Consider the following 15,833-nt stretch of genomic DNA (forward strand, 5'->3'; position numbering starts at 1 on the left):
GCCGCTGCGCCCGCGCTCCGCGCGGACGACGTGGAACTCAGAACAGGCCCTGGGCGAGGTCGTCCTCGTCGTCGTCGAGCTCGCGCATGACCTTGCGTTCGATCGTCTCGACGTCGTAGCGGGCGTCGGGGTTCCCGTCGGCCGCACGGACCGCGCCGCGGACCAGGGCGAGGTAGAACAGCGCCGGCGCGCAGGGTGTCCACTTCTTCTCGGGTTCGTCGCGGATGAACCGCAGGACGGACTCCGGGTCCGCGGGGACGAAGGCGTGGCGGTCGTGCTCCCACTTGTCCTCCACGCCCCGGCTCCAGCGCACGCGCAGGTCGTCCTCGGACAGGTCGGTGAGCACGGCCCGGAAGAACGCGGCCCACTGGTTGTTGCGCAGATCGAAGGCGAACCCGAGCAGTTCGAGGTCGACGTCGTCGGAGTCCTGGACGGCCAGTTCCTCGCGCAGCGCCCGGCGGGCGACGGCGTGCAGGCTGACCCGCCCGTTGGGCGACAGATCGTGGTTACGGGCGAGCCCCTCGTTCGCGGACGAGTTCCACTTCGAGCTGTTCGGCCCGACGACTTTGGTGCTGCGGTGGGAGAACAGCATCTTGCCGTCCTTGCCCGTCTCCACGGCGACGTTGACGCCGAGGCTGCAGAACATGAACTCCGGGGCGTCGAGGGGGTCCCTGCCCTCCATGTACTGCTGACGCAGCGTCAGGCCGTTGTTCTGCTTGCGGTCCAGGTTGATGGACGTGGTCAGGAAGTCGAAGTAGTCGGCGTCGCACAGCGTCAGAGTGGTGACCGGGTCCTCCGCCGTGTGTGTCCGGGTGACGATCAGTCGCCGCACCGCGAACCGCGGGTTGTTCCAGCGGTGCAGTTCGCCGGCCGCTTCCCTGGCGGCCTCTGCCGCCTCGATCTCACGGCGCCACTCGGCCATCTCCTCGGGGAGCTCGACCGGCTCGGGCACGTACCTCACCCGCATGTTCTCCTCGGCGATCGGACGCGTCCCGTCGCCTTCGAAGACATGGCAGTCGGTCCGGCGTCCGACCACGGTGAAGCGGTCCCTTGAGGTCATCAACACGTCCTTCTCGAGGCTTTGTTGGTGGTCACGTGACATGTCTCACGGTGATCCCGCAGTATAGGTGCGGGAGGGGCTGCGGGGATGTCGTTCGAGTTGGAGATCAGGCGGGAAGAACTGCGGGCGTCCGGCCTGGTCGGAACGGTGGCCATCGCCGAGTACGGGGAGCAGGGTGGGCTGCGGGACCGCAAGCACGTGCTGCACGCCCGTGAGCGGTTCGTTCGACTGTGCGGCCGACTCGGCTTCGACCGGGAGGAGAAGCTGGAGGGCGACGGCACGCGGGCGGCGGTGGAGGCGGGCCTGAGGCGGTTCATCGCCGCCGAGGCCGACCGGAAGATCCTCTACTGGACCGGGCACGGCCACGCCACCGACAGCGGTTACGTCCTTGCGTGCCGGGGCAGTTACCAGCGGGGCGAGCCGCATCCCGAACGCCATCTCGCGATGCCGTTCAAGACGCTGATGCTCGAACTCGCCGAGGTGCGGGGCTCCGAACTGCTGGTGGTCGTCGACGCCTGTGAGTCGCAGCGCACCCTGCACGGCAGCCGGACACTCCGCGACGCTCTGCGGGTCGTGGGCGGGACCGATCTGTCGGCGGACGGTTTCGGAATCCTGGCCACCGCGGGTGCCGACCGCCCCATGGAGGAAAGTCTCTGGGTGGACTGGCTGGAGCAGGCCCTGGATGACCCCCAGCTCGAACTCGACGGCATCGTAAGGCCGTTCGAGCAGACGGCGCCCTTCCTTCTGGTGCCGGACCTGCTGGAGGCGATCGACCGACGCGCCCAGGAAGCCGGCTTCGAGGACGAAGCGTTGCGGCCGGCGTTCAACGAAATCAACTCCTTGAGCCGTCGGTTCCTGCACAACCCGCACTTCGATGCGAAAGGCACCGTCTACCGCCCCGCCGTGCTGCCGCCGGACCGCGAGCCCTGGCTCACCGCCGACCGACTCGGCCCGGCCACCGGCGGCATCCTGCCGCACCAGTTCTCCGGCCGTGTGCGTCCGCTGAGCCGGCTCGTCACCTGGATGGCCTCCCAGAGCCGCGGCATGCTCGTGGTCACCGGCCCCGCCGGCACCGGGAAGACCGCGCTCCTCGCCCGGCTGGGCCTGCTCTCCGTACGCCGCCGGCAGCAGGCCCTGGACCCCGCGCCGCCGCCGCAGACCGTGCCGCCGCCCGGCTCGGTCCACGGCGCGGTGTCCTGCCACGGCGCGACGCTGCACTCCCTGGCCCATCTGCTGCTGCACGCGCTGGCCCCGCTCGGCGTCGAGGTGCCGAAGGAGGCGGGCATCACTGCGCAGGTCGCCGTGGACCGGATCGGCACGGCGGTGCCCCGGATCGGCGGCATCACGCTGCTCGTTGACGGGCTGGACGAGGCCATGCCCGGGCAGGCCCACGAGATCGCGCGCCGGCTGCTGAACCCGCTGTCCCGATGCCCCGGTGTGAAAGTGATCGTCGGCACGCGCGCCCACCCCCGTCGGCCGATGGACGGTGAGGCGCGCGAGTCGCTGCTGGACGCGCTTGACCGCTCCTCTCCCGACCTGGTGCTCGACCGTGACCGGGAGACGGAACGTGACATCGCCGCGCTGGTGGCGTCCCTGCTCGACGAGGTCCCGGGATCGGTGTACGCCGGTCCGGACGCCGAGGCACTGCGGCGGGAGGCCGCGGCACAGGTGGCGCGGCACAGCGAGCGCAGATTCCTCGTCGCCCGCCTGGTGGCCAAGGCCCTGGCCCGGCGGCCGGAACCACTGGCCGCGGAGCAGCTGGACTCCTTCGTCCGGCACGGGGGCGACGAGCTGCGCGAGCGGATGACGGACGAGTTGAACGACCTCGACCCCGGCGACCGCGGTCGCTACGCCGAACTGCTGCTGCCTCTGGCCGTGGTCCAGGGCCCTGGCCTGGCCGACCGCGACCTGTGGCTGCGCTTGGCGAACAAGCTGCGCCGGCGGGCCACTTTCGAGATCACGCGGGAGATGCTCGACAGCATGCTCCAGCGGCTCAAGGGTGTGCTGATCACGACGGAGCGTCGGCCGGGGCTGGAGCCGCTGCACCGGCTGGACCACGCCAGTTACGGCACCGCCCTGCTGGAGCGCGCCCGGCTGAGCGAAGCGGCGGCACACCGCCGCGTGTTCGGCGCCCTGTACCGGCCGGCGGGCGACTGGGACCAGGCCGACGAGTACACCCTGACCTATCTGGGCGCGCACGCCGCCCAGATCCCGGCGAGCCCCGATGATCTACCCGACGAGCAGCACCCGCTCGAGCAACTGTTCTGCGACCCGGGGTTCCTGGTGCGCACGGAGCCGGACGTCATGCTGCCGCTCACCGGGCGGCTGATCGGCACCAGCGACGGTGCCGCGCTGTACCGGCGGGTCGGCACCAGGTTCAGGAGCCACACCTCGCAGGACCAGCGCCGGGCGATGCTCAGCGCCGAGGCGTTCGTGAACCACCCCGACACCCACGAGATGCTCGGCCGCCTGCCGGGCTTCGCCGAGCAGGTCTGGCGGGAGGTGTGGACCGATGCGGTCCCGCAGCCGCCGGAACTGATGCTGCCCGCGCCGCTCGGCGGTGCCCGCGCCCTGAGCTGGAGCCGGGCCGCCGGTGGCACGATCTCCGTGGCCGGCCGCGGCGAGATCGTCACCCGCCGCGCCGACACGGGCGCCTACCTGCACACCAGACGCCCTGCCGAGGGCCGGACGGGGGACTCGGTGTTCGCCGAGGTCCGCGAGGTGACCGCGCGGGGCACACGGATCACCGCGTCCCACGACGGCCGGTCGCTGCACCTGTGGTGGGGTGACGAGCGCCGACCGCGCAGGAGTTACACCTGGGGCGGCCGGATCAGCGCTTTGGACGCCGCCCGTTGCGGCGACGGCGTCCAGATCGTCGCGGCAGACGGAAAGTGCGTGTGGGCCTGGCGTGCCGAGGAGGAACAGGTCGTACGCCACGACATCCTGCCCGTCCCGGCCGAGCGGGTGGCGCTGCTGAGCCTGCGCGACCGCTTCTTTCTGCTCACCGCGGGCGACACCGTGGCCTTGCACGAGCTGAACGGCAAGTTGAACAACGAAAAGCAGGGCTTGGTGCGGGCGCGGTGGGAGGTTTCCGCGGCCTCCGGCCGCCGCCTTGCTGTGCTGCCCGAGAACGCCGAAAGCGGGCTCATCGCGGCCTCCGAGGCCGCCTCGGACGGCGACGAGGAGGTCATCGTGTGGCGCATCACCGCGCAGGGACACACGGCCCCGGTCGTCACCCCCCTGCGCCGATACGCCTCCGCGGCACGGGAACTCGCCCTCGGGCGGCGCGGCGATGTGCCGCTGCTCGCCCTGCACGAGGGCCGCCACGTGAGGGTGCACAGCCCCACCGACGACACCGTCGACGCGGTGCTCAAGCTGTCCAGCGAGCGCAGCGGTCTGGCGTTCGACCCCAGGGGCACCGGACGGCTGGCCGTAGGCGACGGCGACGAGGTCCGGGTGATCGACATCGGGTCGCCGGCAGCCGTCGGCGCCCCGCCCCTGCCCCAGCTCAGTGAGAACTGGCCGAGGCCCGTCGTCGCGACGGACGGGTCCGGGAACGTGCTGCTGGCGCGGGCGGCCGGCCGGCAGGTGCTGGTCGGCCTGCATCACCCGCTGCGCGGGCGGGCCGGCGACGGTGTGGTCCTCCCGTGCGGGTCGCAGGTGAGTGCCGTGGCCGCGCTGGGGCACGACGGCGGATGGACCGTGGCCGCCGCGGCGGGTCGCCAGGTCCGTATCTGGCGTCTCGACTCGCCGTTGACGCGGCACACCGAGGACTCGCCCGTCGAGCTCAGCGGCGACGCCAAGGACGTCATTCCGGGGCTGGCCCTGGTGGCCGGTCCGTCGGGCGGCCCCTGGCTGTTCGTGCCCGAGGGCGGCCAGGTGGTGCCCTTCCTGCGCAGGGGCACCGGCTGGGCACCGCAGGAGGCCATCGAGGCCGCCCAGATCCGGGTGTACGGCGTGGCTGCGCACACGGCGTCCGGGCGCACCTGGGTCGCGGCGGACTGCGGCACCGAACTGATCTTGTGGGAAAGCACCGAGCAGGGTGGCTTCACCCGCCTCGGACAGCGACTCGCCCACCCCGATTCCCGCGCGGGCATCGCTTTGACCTGCCAGTACGACGACGGTGAGCTGTTGCCCCTCATCGCCTGGAGCGAGGCGGGCTCGCTGCACCTGGCCGAGTACGACGGTGTCCTGTCCGTGCGCCGGTTCACCTGCCAGGGCACGCCCACCGCCCTGGCCTTCGCCGGCACCATGAGCCGCCCCCTGCTGCTGGCCTTCGGCGGCGAAGGGACAGTCACCGTCCGGGACGTCGTGCACGGGAGGTGGGTGGACGAGCTGGCTGTCCCGTACCGCGGCGCCGCCGTCCACACGGCGAACGCCGTGCACATCGCGTCGCACGGCCTGTCGTTGTTCTTGCAGTGCCGCGACCGGTGTGACCAGGTGAGGATTCCCCGGGACCGCCTCCAGACCGCCGTCGGCCGCGCCTGAGCGGACGCGAGGCAACGACCGCCGGGCCGAGTCCGGCCCAGGAGAGAAAGAAGACGGAGAACCCGCCTCATGCACCACGACCTGGTTGTCTTCGTACCGGGCATTCTCGGCACGCGTCTGACCCGCGACGGCAAGGACGTGTGGAACCAGTCGAAACAGGCTCTGCTGAGTCTGCGCAGCCCGGGCAGGGCCGTGGAGGGTCTGATGCTGCCACCCGGCATCCGCGACGAAGCCCCCGACGGACCGTACGCGTTGGAGGCCGACCGGTTGCTGAAGGGGCCCGAAGCGCTGCCCGGATTCCTGTCCTGCACCGGTTATCCCGACGTCCGGGCGGCGCTGGGCTGGAACGACGGACAGGGCGGCCAACAGCTGCACCCGAAGCAGTACTTGGTGTTCCCCTACGACTGGCGGCTGTCGAACAAGCTCACTGCCCGGCGGCTGAAGGAGCGGCTCGACAGCGCCCTGGACGAGTGGCGGTCGATCGCTCCGGGCGTGTATCCGGAGGCTTACGACGATCCACCCGAAGTCGTCCTGATGTGCCACTCCATGGGCGGGCTCGTCGCCCGTTACTACCTCGAATGCCTCGGCGGACGCGAGGACACCCGCGCGCTGGTCACCCTGGGCACGCCCTTCCAGGGGTCGGCGAAGGCGGTCCGCGTCCTCACCGGTCATGCGGTGGAGCCCCGAAACCTGGCTGCCCGGGCCGTTCAGCGGGTGCTGTCGGTCAACGAGAGACTTGCCGCACTCGCAAGGTCGTTTCCCTCCGTCGCCCAACTGCTGCCGTTCTACCGGTGCGTGGCGAAGGAGGACGGAAGCGGCAGGAAACGGCTGAACCGGGTACCCGTGCCCGATCTTCCGCCCGAACTGGTGCGGGAGGCGTTCGCCTTCCACGAGGCGATCGACAACGCCTGGGAACGCAATCAGGCCGGGCTCGCCGCACCGCCGTACCGGGTGCACTGCTTCGCCGGCCGGGCGCATCCCACCGTGGCCGGCGTCGTGGTGGGTGTCGACGGGGGCCTCACGTTCCCGACGCGCCTCGACAATGACCGGGACTGGGGCGGGGACGGCACCGTGCTCGGCGGGTCGGCCTTCGCCTCGTGGGCGCTGGAGCGCGAGGACGACGCGCTGTGGAACGGCGAGCGCCATGCCGGGATGGCCGGCGCGGAGACTCTGCGGCCGCAGCTGATGGCGATCCGCCGCAGCAGGCCGGCCCGTCAGATGCTCTCGGGTGATGCCGACTTCGGCCTGGAAATGCCCGATCTGGCGCTGGACGGTGAGCCCTTCACCGTTCGGGTGAGCGGCCCGACCGTCACCGGGCGGACACTGCGGGCCCGGCTGGTCGCTCCGGGGCTTCCGGAGACCGACGCCAAGCCCGTGACCCTGCTGCCGGACGGGACGGGTGGTCTGGCCGCAGAGCTGACGGCGGCGGCGGGAACATGGACGCTCCAGGTCGAGGCGGACCGCCCGCACGCGGTGTGCCACGACGTCATCACTGTCGCCGAGGCCTGAGAGGGTCCGGCCCAGCCCCGACTCGCAGGTGAAGACCACCAGTTGAGCCCGGCCCCGGGTGCCGGGCTTCGCCATCGTGCGGCCAGTGCGGGTCTCGGCGGTCAGCGGACTGATGCCCTGGGGCGGCGATCTCCTCGAGGGGCTGCGAGTTCGGCGAGGAGCTTCGCACACCGCGGCTGCGCCCATGGGCGTGTCGGCCCCTCCCGCTGCTGGTCACCGGACCCGCGAACCCTCCGGCTTTCGCTTCCCCCGTACAACCTGGCAGAACGCCGACGACGCGCGGAGCCCGCGCCCGCGCCGACCGGCTGGGAAAAAAATACCCTGGCGGATCGCCGACCGGCCGGGCTAAGGTGACGGCCGTACGCCGGGGCCGACCGTGGCCGTCGGCAACTACATGGGATGAAGGAGGTGTCGACCGATGACTGTCCTTGCGACGGGCGCTGCCCGCATTCAGGAATTCATCTCGCCCACCTCCGTGGCCACCGGCTGACACCACACCCACAGGCGCCGACGCGCGCCCGCCGGGGCCACCCTTGTGAAGGGTCTCCCTTGACTTCCACCTCCACGCCCTCTGCTTTCTCCGCGCTCGCCCCCTACGGCTGGGACGACGCATGGGCGGACGCGTTCGCCCCGTACGACGCCGAAGGACTGATCGCCGGGCGGGTCGTCCGGGTCGACCGCGGCCGGTGCGACGTGATCACCGCCGACGGGGTGCTGCGCGCCGACACCGCCTTTGTCACACCCCACGACCCCTTGCGGGTCGTGTGCACCGGCGACTGGGTCGCCATCGAACCCGCGGGCAACCCCCGCTACCGGATTCATTCGCAGTGCATCGGCCTTCAGGTCGGTGGTGAGGTGAATCTTGTCGTGGCGACGCGGAGTGTCGCGGAATCCTGGCCGGCGGAGCCGGGTGATGCTCACACGGGCCGGTTCTGTTGCTCGATGTACTGCTTGACCACGGAGAGCGGAGCGCCACCGACGGTGCCGGCGAAGTAGGAGCCTGACCAGGGTTTGTTGGCCCGCCAGTAGTGCTGTACCAGGTCGGGGAACTCTCCCCCAGCCTTCGGCCGGGAGGTACCCCCAGGCGCAGGCGGCGGGAGGAGACACCCTTGAGGGAGTTGACCAGCTTGGTGACGGCGACCTTCGGGGGGAAGTTCACCAGGAGGTGGACGTGGTTGCTCTCGCCGTTGAACTCCACCAGCTCGCACTCGAAGTCCCCGCACACCGACCGCATGATCTCCTCCATGCGCGTCAGATGAGCATCCCCGAACACGCTGTGCCGGAACTTGGTCACGAAGACCAAGTGGACATGCATGACGAAAGCACAGTGCCGACCAGTTCTGATCTTCTACATCTCACCCATAACCCAAATATGTACCGTGGCTGCCATGCAGCTTCGGTACAGCTTCCGCCTGTACCCGGACACCGCCCAGGCCGCCGCGCTGGCCAGGGCGTTCGGGTGCGCCCGCGTCGTGTTCAACGACGCGGTCCGCGCCCGCGAGGACGCGAGGAAGACGGGAGCGGCCTTCCCCACGCCTGGTGAGCTGTCCAAACAGCTGATCACCCGGGCCAAGCAGACCGTGGAGCGGCACTGGCTCAGGGAGGTTTCCGCCGTGGTGCTCCAGCAGGCCCTGCGGGACGCCGAGGCCGCCTACCGCAACTTCTTCGCCTCCCTCCAAGGGACCCGCAAGGGCCCGAAAGTGGGCGCGCCCCGCTTCAAGTTCCGTAAGGACGCCCGGCAGTCGATCCGGTTCACGGCCAATGCCCGCTGGTCGGTCAACGGCAGCGGGCGGCTGAACCTGCCGAAGATCGGTGCGGTGAAGGTGAAGTGGTCCCGTGCCCTGCCCGCCACGCCCTCCTCGGTCACCGTGGTGAGGGACGCGGCCGGACGGTACTTCGCGTCCTTCGTCATCGACACCGACCCGGCCGCCGACCTGGCCGTCATGCCCGCAAGCGACCAGAGCATCGGTATCGACCTGGGCCTGACACACTTCGCGGTCCTCTCCAACGGCACGAGGATCGACTCCCCGAGGTTCCTGCGCCGGGCGGAGAAGAAACTGAAGAAAGCCCAAAGGGACCTGTCCCGAAAGCAGAAGGGATCGAAGAACCGTGACAAGGCCCGCTTGAAGGTCGCCCGTGCCCATGCGCAAGTGGCCGACGTGCGCCGCGAGTTCCACCACCAGCTCTCCACACGGCTGATCCGCGAGAACCAAGCGATCGGCGTGGAGGACCTGGCGGTCACGGCACTGGCGCGCACCAGGATGGCCAAGAGTGTGCACGATGCGGGCTGGGCGCAGTTCACGGCCATGCTGGAGTACAAAGCCCTCAGGTACGGGCGCACCCTGGTGAAGATCGGCAGGTTCGAGCCGACCTCCCAGACCTGTTCGGCCTGCGGCGTCCAGGACGGCCTCAAGCCCCTCCACATCAGGGAGTGGACCTGTGCCGCCTGCGGCACAGTCCATGACCGGGACCACAACGCCGCGAAGAACGTGAAAACGGCCGCCGGACTGGCGGTGACAGCCTGTGGAGCGCAGGTAAGACCAGGACCCGTCCCGGCACAGCGCGACGAAGCAGGAAGCCACGGATTCTCCCCCGAACCCCATGCCGCGTAGCGGCACAGGGCGGAAGAGAAGACCAGAATCCTCGGGCTTCAGCCCGAGGAGCAAGTCAAGTGCGGACGTATCTGCCGCGCCGTACCGCCTTCGTGCGCTCCACCTTCTCCAAGCGGTCCGAGGGGCAGATCCTCGCGGCCCACGTCGACCACGCGGTCGTCGCCGTGTCACTCGCGGTGGAACTGGACCTCGGCCGCGTCGAACGCTTCCTCGCGCTGGCCTGGGAGTCCGGCGCGACTGTGCAGCGGGCCCTTCAACGTCAGCGGTTGCAGTTCCCGGCTATCGCCCGTTGAGCACTGCCCGGCACACGTTGCAGTACATGGCGGCGCTCCGTCCGGACCGCCGCATCAGCTGGCCGCAGCCCGCGCACAGCCCAAGCTCCCACGGCGGGCACCCCAGCGCGACGGAGGCAGCAGCGCGCTCGACGGAAGTGATCCACATCGGTTCATGGGAGCGCTGAACCGGCATGCGCGGAAGGGTCAAACCGCCGGTTTACAGATCGAGATCACGGATAGGCCGGCCGTCGCTGACGAACCAGCCTTCTTTTCCCTCCCTGCAGGATCGGTCGAGCTCCTGTTCAGCGAAGGTGGTCACATCGTCCTCCTCGCTGGCCGGAGTCACCGGAAGAAGCGTCTTCTCACCGATCAGCTCCTCCCATAACGCGCGGTCGCCGGCCGACACCCACATGTGCCGACCAGCGCGACCGTTCGCTCGGCTGGGCACCCGGACCGCTCGACGGCCGGGGTCTTCGTTGGACCTTGGTCTCGGTTTTCAGCGGACGGCGGATGCCTCTGACAGCGTCGGGTACCTACCCATCCGATACCCAGCAGGTTTCCGGACCCACCTCGTTGGCCGTGGAGGAAGATGGGCGTCATGACGGGTGAAATGAGTGAACTAAGTGGTCGGGGCCGGAAGTCCCTCGGGGGTTGACGCCGGAGCAGCGACCGTGCATGTCGCTGCGGCAGATGTCGGTGGTCGCGAGATAGGGAGTGTCCGATGAAGTGCTCGATCACGTCTGCTCGGGAGTCCGCGGGGAGAGCGGCCGCTCGAAGAAGGTCTCAAGGACCACCGTGGCCTGCGTCCTGCTGACCCCGTCGATGGCGTAGATCCGGCGCAACACGTCCTGCAGTTGCTCGGTGGATGCGGTTCTGACCTTCACCAGCACCGAGGCGCTGCCAGCGATGATGTGCGCCTCCAGGATTTCGGGGAGCGCGGCGAAATCCTGTGCCGCATCACCCATCCAGGAAGTCGAGTCGACCATCACATAGGCCAGGACGGCGCCGCCCAGCGCGGCCGGGTCTGTCTCGACGGTGGTGCGCCGGATGACGCCGCGCTCCCGCAACTTGCGCACACGTTCGTGAGCGGCGCCGGCCGAGAGACCGGCGGCCTGGCCCAGCGCGGCGTAGGACTGGGTGGCGTCTCGCTGGAGCTGCGCCAGCAGGACGCGATCGACGTGATCCACAACTCTCCGTTCGGAATTCTCTTGTGCTGACCATACCTTGTCCTGTTGTCTAGGTTCTTAGCCAAAGCATGTTCAGTGTGCGATGCCTACAGAAGGGAAGGCCTCATGACCGGCGAGCGCCCCGGACTGTACGAGATGCTCGACGACCGGTTCCGTACCGGGCGATGCATGAACGGTGACGAGGCGCTGGAGGTCCTGTACACCGGCTGCCGCTGGGCCGAGGGGCCGATCTACCTGCCTGCCTGGCGGCAAGTGGTCTGGAGCGACATCCCCAACGACCGGATGCTGCGCTGGGACGAAGAGACCGGTACCGTCAGCGTCTTCCGCCACTCCGCCGGGCACACCAACGGCAACACTCTCGACTGTCAAGGCCGGCTGATCACCTGCGAGCAGGGCAACCGTCGAGTGACCCGGACCGAACACGACGGCACCATCACCGTGTTGGCGGACCGGTGGAAGGGCAAGCGCCTGAACAGCCCGAACGATGCGGCCGTCAAGTCCGACGGTTCGATCTGGTTCTCCGACCCGGACTTCGGCATCACCAGCGACTACGAGGGCTATCGTGCGCTGAGCGAGATCGGCTCCAACAACGTCTACCGCATTGATCCGGCCACCGGCGAAGTGCGGCTGGTCGCCGACTGTTTCGGCGCCCCGAACGGCCTGGTGTTCTCACATGACGAGCAGCAACTGTTCGTCTCCGACACCCGAGCAGGCTTCATCCGGGTCTTCGACGTACACGAGGACGGCACGCTGTCCGAGGGCAAAGTCTTCGCTGAAGCGGAGGCCCGCAAGGCCGCCCGCTTCGACAATCTCCGCTTCGACGACGCCGGTCGGCTCTGGGCCGCCGCGATGGGCGACGGAGTGCACTGCTACGACCCCGATGGCACGCTGATCGGGCGGCTCAACGTCCCCGAGGCAGTTGCCAACATCTCCTGGGGCGGCGCCAAGCGCAACCGTCTCTTCATTGCCGCAGAGACCAGCCTCTACTCGGTGGTCATGGGCGTCACAGGCACGCACCCGACCGGACCGGGCCGCCGGCCCTGGCTCTGAGCGATCGGCTCCGGAAGTCCTTCGGGGGTTGATTATGCGGCGAGGCGGAGCGAGGATTTTTCCCTGGTGATCGGTGGTGTGCCGGTCGAGCCTGGCCAGCAGATCGTCCAGGTCGGAGGTGGTGAACTTCCACTGGAACGGCTGTGCCGTGGCGTTGTAGCGGTCTTCGAAGGCTCGGAGCCGGTTCCTGACCTCGGTGAGGTCGGTGAAGTCGTTGGGTGAGACGACCTTGCGCTGGACGACGGAGAAGTAGATCTCCACCTGGTTCAGCCAGGAGGCGTGGATGGGCGTGTGGACCATGACGGCGTTCGGGAACGCGGCGGTCAGCCGGTCGGCGGCCTTCTTGCCGCGGTGGGAGGAGCCGTTGTCGACGATCCAGAACACCCGTCTGGCGCTGGCGTAGGGCTGTTGGGTCATGACCTGGGTGACCAGGTTCATGAAAGGCTCGATGCCGGTGCGTGGTTCGGTGCGGCCGGACACCCTGGCGGTGTGGACGTCGTAGGCGGCCAGGTAGGCCACGGCGCCGCCGCGCTCGTAGGTGTGGTTCACGCGCATCGCTCTCGCCCGGCCGGGTGCGAGGGTGGGGTGGCAGCGGCAGCGGGCCTGGATGGAGGTCTTCTCGTCCGCGCTGATCACGTACTCGTCCTCGCCGAGCGGGACGCCCTGCCAGGTGCGGGCGTACAGATCCAGCACGCGCTGGGCCCTGGTGCGGAAGTCGGGATCGGTGATGAAGATCCAGGAATGGTGCTGCCAGGGTTTGAGCGCGTCGTTGGCGAGCCAGCGGCGCACGGTGGAGGCCGACACGAACGTGGCGATGCCCCGGACCATCGCCTCGTGGGCCAGTTCCGGGCACGACCAGCGCGACAGCGGCACACCACTCTCGGCGGGTAACCGGCAGGCCAGCGCCTTGACTTCGGCCATCTGCAACGCGGTAAAGGCCGGCGGGCGGCCGGAGCGTCGACGGTCGGCGAGCCCGGCCAGGCGCTGCTCGGCGAATCTGCCCCGCCACCTGCGCACCGTGTCCAGATGCAGGCTGGTCTCCCGGGCGATCCGAGCGTTGGAGCGTCCCCTGGCCGCGTGCAGGACCACCTGCGCCCGAGCCCGCAGCCGGTACTCGGTCTTGTGACCGTAGGCCATCTTCTTGAGCCGCCCACGCTCGGAAGCGGTCAGGGTGATCAGGCGGGCCGGGACAACAGGCATGGAGCGGGAGCCGATCATGAGAGAGACAGAGCACGACAGCCGTAGCCTGCCGTCTCTCGGCCCCGGCCCGGCGGGCAGGATGGTGCCATGCCCGCACCCTCGGAACACACCAGGCTCTCACTCGAGCAGCGCCTGGGCGACCACGCCCGCACCGCCTGGCCGCAGCTGACCCGCCTGCACGTCCGCCACCGCGGCACCTTCGCCTACGTGCCCGGGCAGCTGGCCGACGGCGAACAGGTCAAGCTGATGCGACTGCGCTACAACGGCACCGCCGCCACGTGGGGCTTCGCCCTCTACCTCGCCAGCAGCGACACGTACGAGAACACCGTCCTGCCCACCGGCTCACTCACCGGCACCCCCGCACAGGCCCTCGACTGCGCCTGCCACCTCCACCTCGCCGCCCCGAACACCTGACCGGACGCCAGCCACGATCCCGCCTTCGAAGTCAACCCCTGAAGGATTTACGGAGCCGACCACTAAGCGAACTGTTCCATCGCGCCGGCCTGGAGGTGGTCGGGCACGGCCGGGTCTCCAATGCGCTGCCCACAGCGGCCGCTTGGCGCCCTGTGATCGGGGGGAGCACAGAGCCCACGCTCGCGGTGCCGGACGACCATGCCGACCTGGTTGCTGAGTTGAACCGGCAATGGCACCGAATCGCTGTCGAGCACGACGTGATCAACGCGGACGGAGAGTTCCTGATCAGCGTCGCCAACCAGGGCTGCACCTGCTGCGAACACGGCCACTGGACCAGAGTGCGGCTGGCGGAGGGCTGGGATCTGGCCGGGCTTCGCGGCCCGAAGGCGGGCCAACCGGAATTCGTGGCGATGTCCCTGGACGGAGAGAGCGTCCTGGGCGTCACCACCGAGGCGTTCGCGGTCTGGTTCGTCGCCATCGCCACGTTCACCGACTGGCTGGAGTCGTCGGCACAGGCCCGGGCTGCGGAGAGCCCGGAGGACCGGGAGGCCGGCTGGAACACCGTCCTGCGGTGGAAGACCGCCTCGGCCAGGCTGCAGGGAGCATGGCGCGAGGGGCTGGCGAAAAACCGCTGCGCTTCCTCGTCCGTGCTGCTCCGTCTCCTCGACGTCGCTCCCGAGGAGCGGCTCCCCTCCTGGCTCATCTATCGGGACCTCCCCGAAGACGTAGTCGGGGCCTGGGTCGCGCACCCCGAGTGGCGGGTACGCAAAGCGTTGGCGGAGCGATGGCTGCTCGACGCCGAACAGCGCGCCGAACACTTCCACGATCCCGAGCCCCGTCATCGGTGGATCCTCCTCACGTGCGCGGTGGACGGCCGAGCAGCGCTCACCGCCGCCACGTACGCTCAGCTCGCAGACGATCCCAGCCCGCGTGTACGCGCCGAACTGGCCCTCCACCGCGACCTGCCGGTGCGGAATCTTGCCGCGCTCGCCGCCGACCCGGACCCCCAGGTACGCAAGGTGGCCGCCCCACGCGTGTGGATTCACCTGGCCCCTTCGGCGCAGGCAGCCCTCCTCGCAGACCCGGATGCCGAGGTGCGGACCGAAGCCCTCCTGCGGTACCACCGTTCCACCCCGCTCTCGGCGGCCGACTTCGCCGAACTCCCCAGCGACGGAGGGCGAGAAGGCGCTGCCCGTACCTGCGTGCTCGCCCGTGAGCTGGCCGAGGATCTGGTCCACGGCACCGAGACCGTTCTGCGCAGCGCCACCGCGCAGAACCCGAATCTGGACACCGACTTGGTGGCCCTGCTCGGCCAGGACCCGGAGCCCGGCGTTCGCTGGCTGGTCTCCGTCCGCCCGGACCTCACCGAAGCGGAACGCTCCGGAATTGCCGTAGAGTTCGACCCGAGTGCCCGCTGCAATCCTCTCCAGTGGGTCCGGGACCTGGAGGACGACGAGGAGGCCATGCGTCGCTGCGCCACCTCCGCGCACGTGATGCTCCGCCGCAGCGCCGCGTGCGCGAAGAACCTGCCACCCGACGTGGTCGACCTGCTGGCGCAGGACGAGGACTGGGTCGTCCGGCTCTTCCTGGCCGAACACTGTGCCCAGGCCCCGGCCGACGTACTGTTGGAGATGGCGCAGAGCTGGAACGGTTACTCAGCCGCACGGATGACCGAGCACCCCAACTTCCCTCGGCAGGGGACCCTGCGCTACGCGGACGATCCCGACCCCCGTACGCGCGAGCTCGCTCTCCTCGATCCGAAGTCGACCGCCGAGCTGGTGGAACGGTTCAGCCGGGACGCGGACTCAGGCGTCCGCTGGCGAGCCCTGCGCGACCAGCGCCTGTCCGCCGCATCCGTGATCCGAATGCTCGACGACCCCCACCACGGCATACGGGACGAGGCAGCCGCCGACCCGCGCCTGCCCACCCGTGTCCTGGCCACCCTCCTGCACGACACCGCGACTGCAACCGGCGCCGCCGCCAATCCCGCCATCCCCGAAACCGTCATGCACCATCTGCTGGACCGGTAGCCGTGACG

General features: G+C 69.6%; 9 protein-coding genes and 4 pseudogenes. 8 read left to right on the forward strand and 5 right to left on the reverse strand.

What is annotated here, in order from left to right; translation table 11 throughout:
- Positions 1 to 37: 37 nt before the first annotated feature.
- Positions 38 to 1,060: a translation initiation factor 2 gene (locus BIV24_RS21400; RefSeq protein ID WP_245766882.1), complete on the reverse strand. Its 1,023-nt coding sequence runs from the start codon at positions 1,058 to 1,060 to the stop codon at positions 38 to 40.
- A gap of 87 nt (positions 1,061 to 1,147) precedes the next feature.
- On the opposite strand from BIV24_RS21400, the gene BIV24_RS21405 reads away from it, so the two are divergent.
- From BIV24_RS21405 to BIV24_RS32235, 3 genes and pseudogenes are all read left to right on the forward strand, one after another.
- Entirely contained in the window at positions 1,148 to 5,548 is a 4,401-nt protein-coding gene (locus BIV24_RS21405; protein ID WP_071368009.1) for an AAA family ATPase, read from the forward strand.
- A 69-nt stretch (positions 5,549 to 5,617) separates the two neighbouring features.
- On the forward strand, positions 5,618 to 7,057 hold the full coding sequence (locus BIV24_RS21410; RefSeq protein WP_071368010.1) for an esterase/lipase family protein: 1,440 nt from the start codon (positions 5,618 to 5,620) through the stop codon (positions 7,055 to 7,057).
- Between the two features lie 549 nt (positions 7,058 to 7,606).
- Positions 7,607 to 7,870: pseudogene (locus BIV24_RS32235) on the forward strand (ribosome small subunit-dependent GTPase A); the annotation flags it as partial.
- A 104-nt stretch (positions 7,871 to 7,974) separates the two neighbouring features.
- Here BIV24_RS32235 and tnpA read toward each other — a convergent pair.
- A pseudogene (tnpA, locus tag BIV24_RS32240) lies at positions 7,975 to 8,372 on the reverse strand (IS200/IS605 family transposase).
- 73 nt (positions 8,373 to 8,445) lie between these two features.
- Between tnpA and BIV24_RS21420 the strand changes: the two are divergent.
- On the forward strand, positions 8,446 to 9,669 hold the full coding sequence (locus tag BIV24_RS21420; RefSeq protein ID WP_071368012.1) for an RNA-guided endonuclease InsQ/TnpB family protein: 1,224 nt from the start codon (positions 8,446 to 8,448) through the stop codon (positions 9,667 to 9,669).
- A pseudogene (locus BIV24_RS21425) lies at positions 9,642 to 9,905 on the forward strand (ribosome small subunit-dependent GTPase A); the annotation flags it as partial. The gene BIV24_RS21420 and the pseudogene BIV24_RS21425, both read left to right, overlap by 28 nt.
- A 256-nt stretch (positions 9,906 to 10,161) precedes the next feature.
- Here the strand turns inward: BIV24_RS21425 and BIV24_RS33475 are convergent.
- Both BIV24_RS33475 and BIV24_RS21435 read right to left on the reverse strand, forming a co-directional pair.
- Positions 10,162 to 10,356: a hypothetical protein gene (locus tag BIV24_RS33475; protein ID WP_107459623.1), complete on the reverse strand. Its 195-nt coding sequence runs from the start codon at positions 10,354 to 10,356 to the stop codon at positions 10,162 to 10,164.
- A 322-nt stretch (positions 10,357 to 10,678) separates the two neighbouring features.
- Entirely contained in the window at positions 10,679 to 11,131 is a 453-nt protein-coding gene (locus tag BIV24_RS21435; RefSeq protein ID WP_071368014.1) for an Lrp/AsnC family transcriptional regulator, read from the reverse strand.
- 105 nt (positions 11,132 to 11,236) lie between these two features.
- Between BIV24_RS21435 and BIV24_RS21440 the strand changes: the two genes are divergently transcribed.
- Positions 11,237 to 12,181 carry an SMP-30/gluconolactonase/LRE family protein gene (locus BIV24_RS21440; RefSeq protein ID WP_071368015.1) on the forward strand — a complete coding sequence of 315 codons (945 nt, stop codon included), beginning with the start codon at positions 11,237 to 11,239 and terminating at the stop codon, positions 12,179 to 12,181.
- Positions 12,182 to 12,346: 165 nt separating this feature from the next.
- On the opposite strand, the pseudogene BIV24_RS32245 reads toward BIV24_RS21440, so the two are convergent.
- Positions 12,347 to 13,399, reverse strand: a pseudogene (locus tag BIV24_RS32245) (IS630 family transposase); the annotation flags it as partial.
- A gap of 69 nt (positions 13,400 to 13,468) precedes the next feature.
- On the opposite strand from BIV24_RS32245, the gene BIV24_RS21450 reads away from it, so the two are divergent.
- Both BIV24_RS21450 and BIV24_RS21455 read left to right on the forward strand, forming a co-directional pair.
- Positions 13,469 to 13,795 carry a hypothetical protein gene (locus BIV24_RS21450; RefSeq protein WP_071368017.1) on the forward strand — a complete coding sequence of 109 codons (327 nt, stop codon included), beginning with the start codon at positions 13,469 to 13,471 and terminating at the stop codon, positions 13,793 to 13,795.
- 185 nt (positions 13,796 to 13,980) lie between these two features.
- Entirely contained in the window at positions 13,981 to 15,825 is a 1,845-nt protein-coding gene (locus BIV24_RS21455) for a PE-PGRS family protein (protein ID WP_245766883.1), read from the forward strand.
- The last annotated feature ends 8 nt before the right edge of the window (positions 15,826 to 15,833 follow it).

Origin of the sequence: Streptomyces colonosanans, from assembly GCF_001866645.1 — a bacterium.
Classification (GTDB): Bacteria; Actinomycetota; Actinomycetes; order Streptomycetales; family Streptomycetaceae; genus Streptomyces; species Streptomyces colonosanans.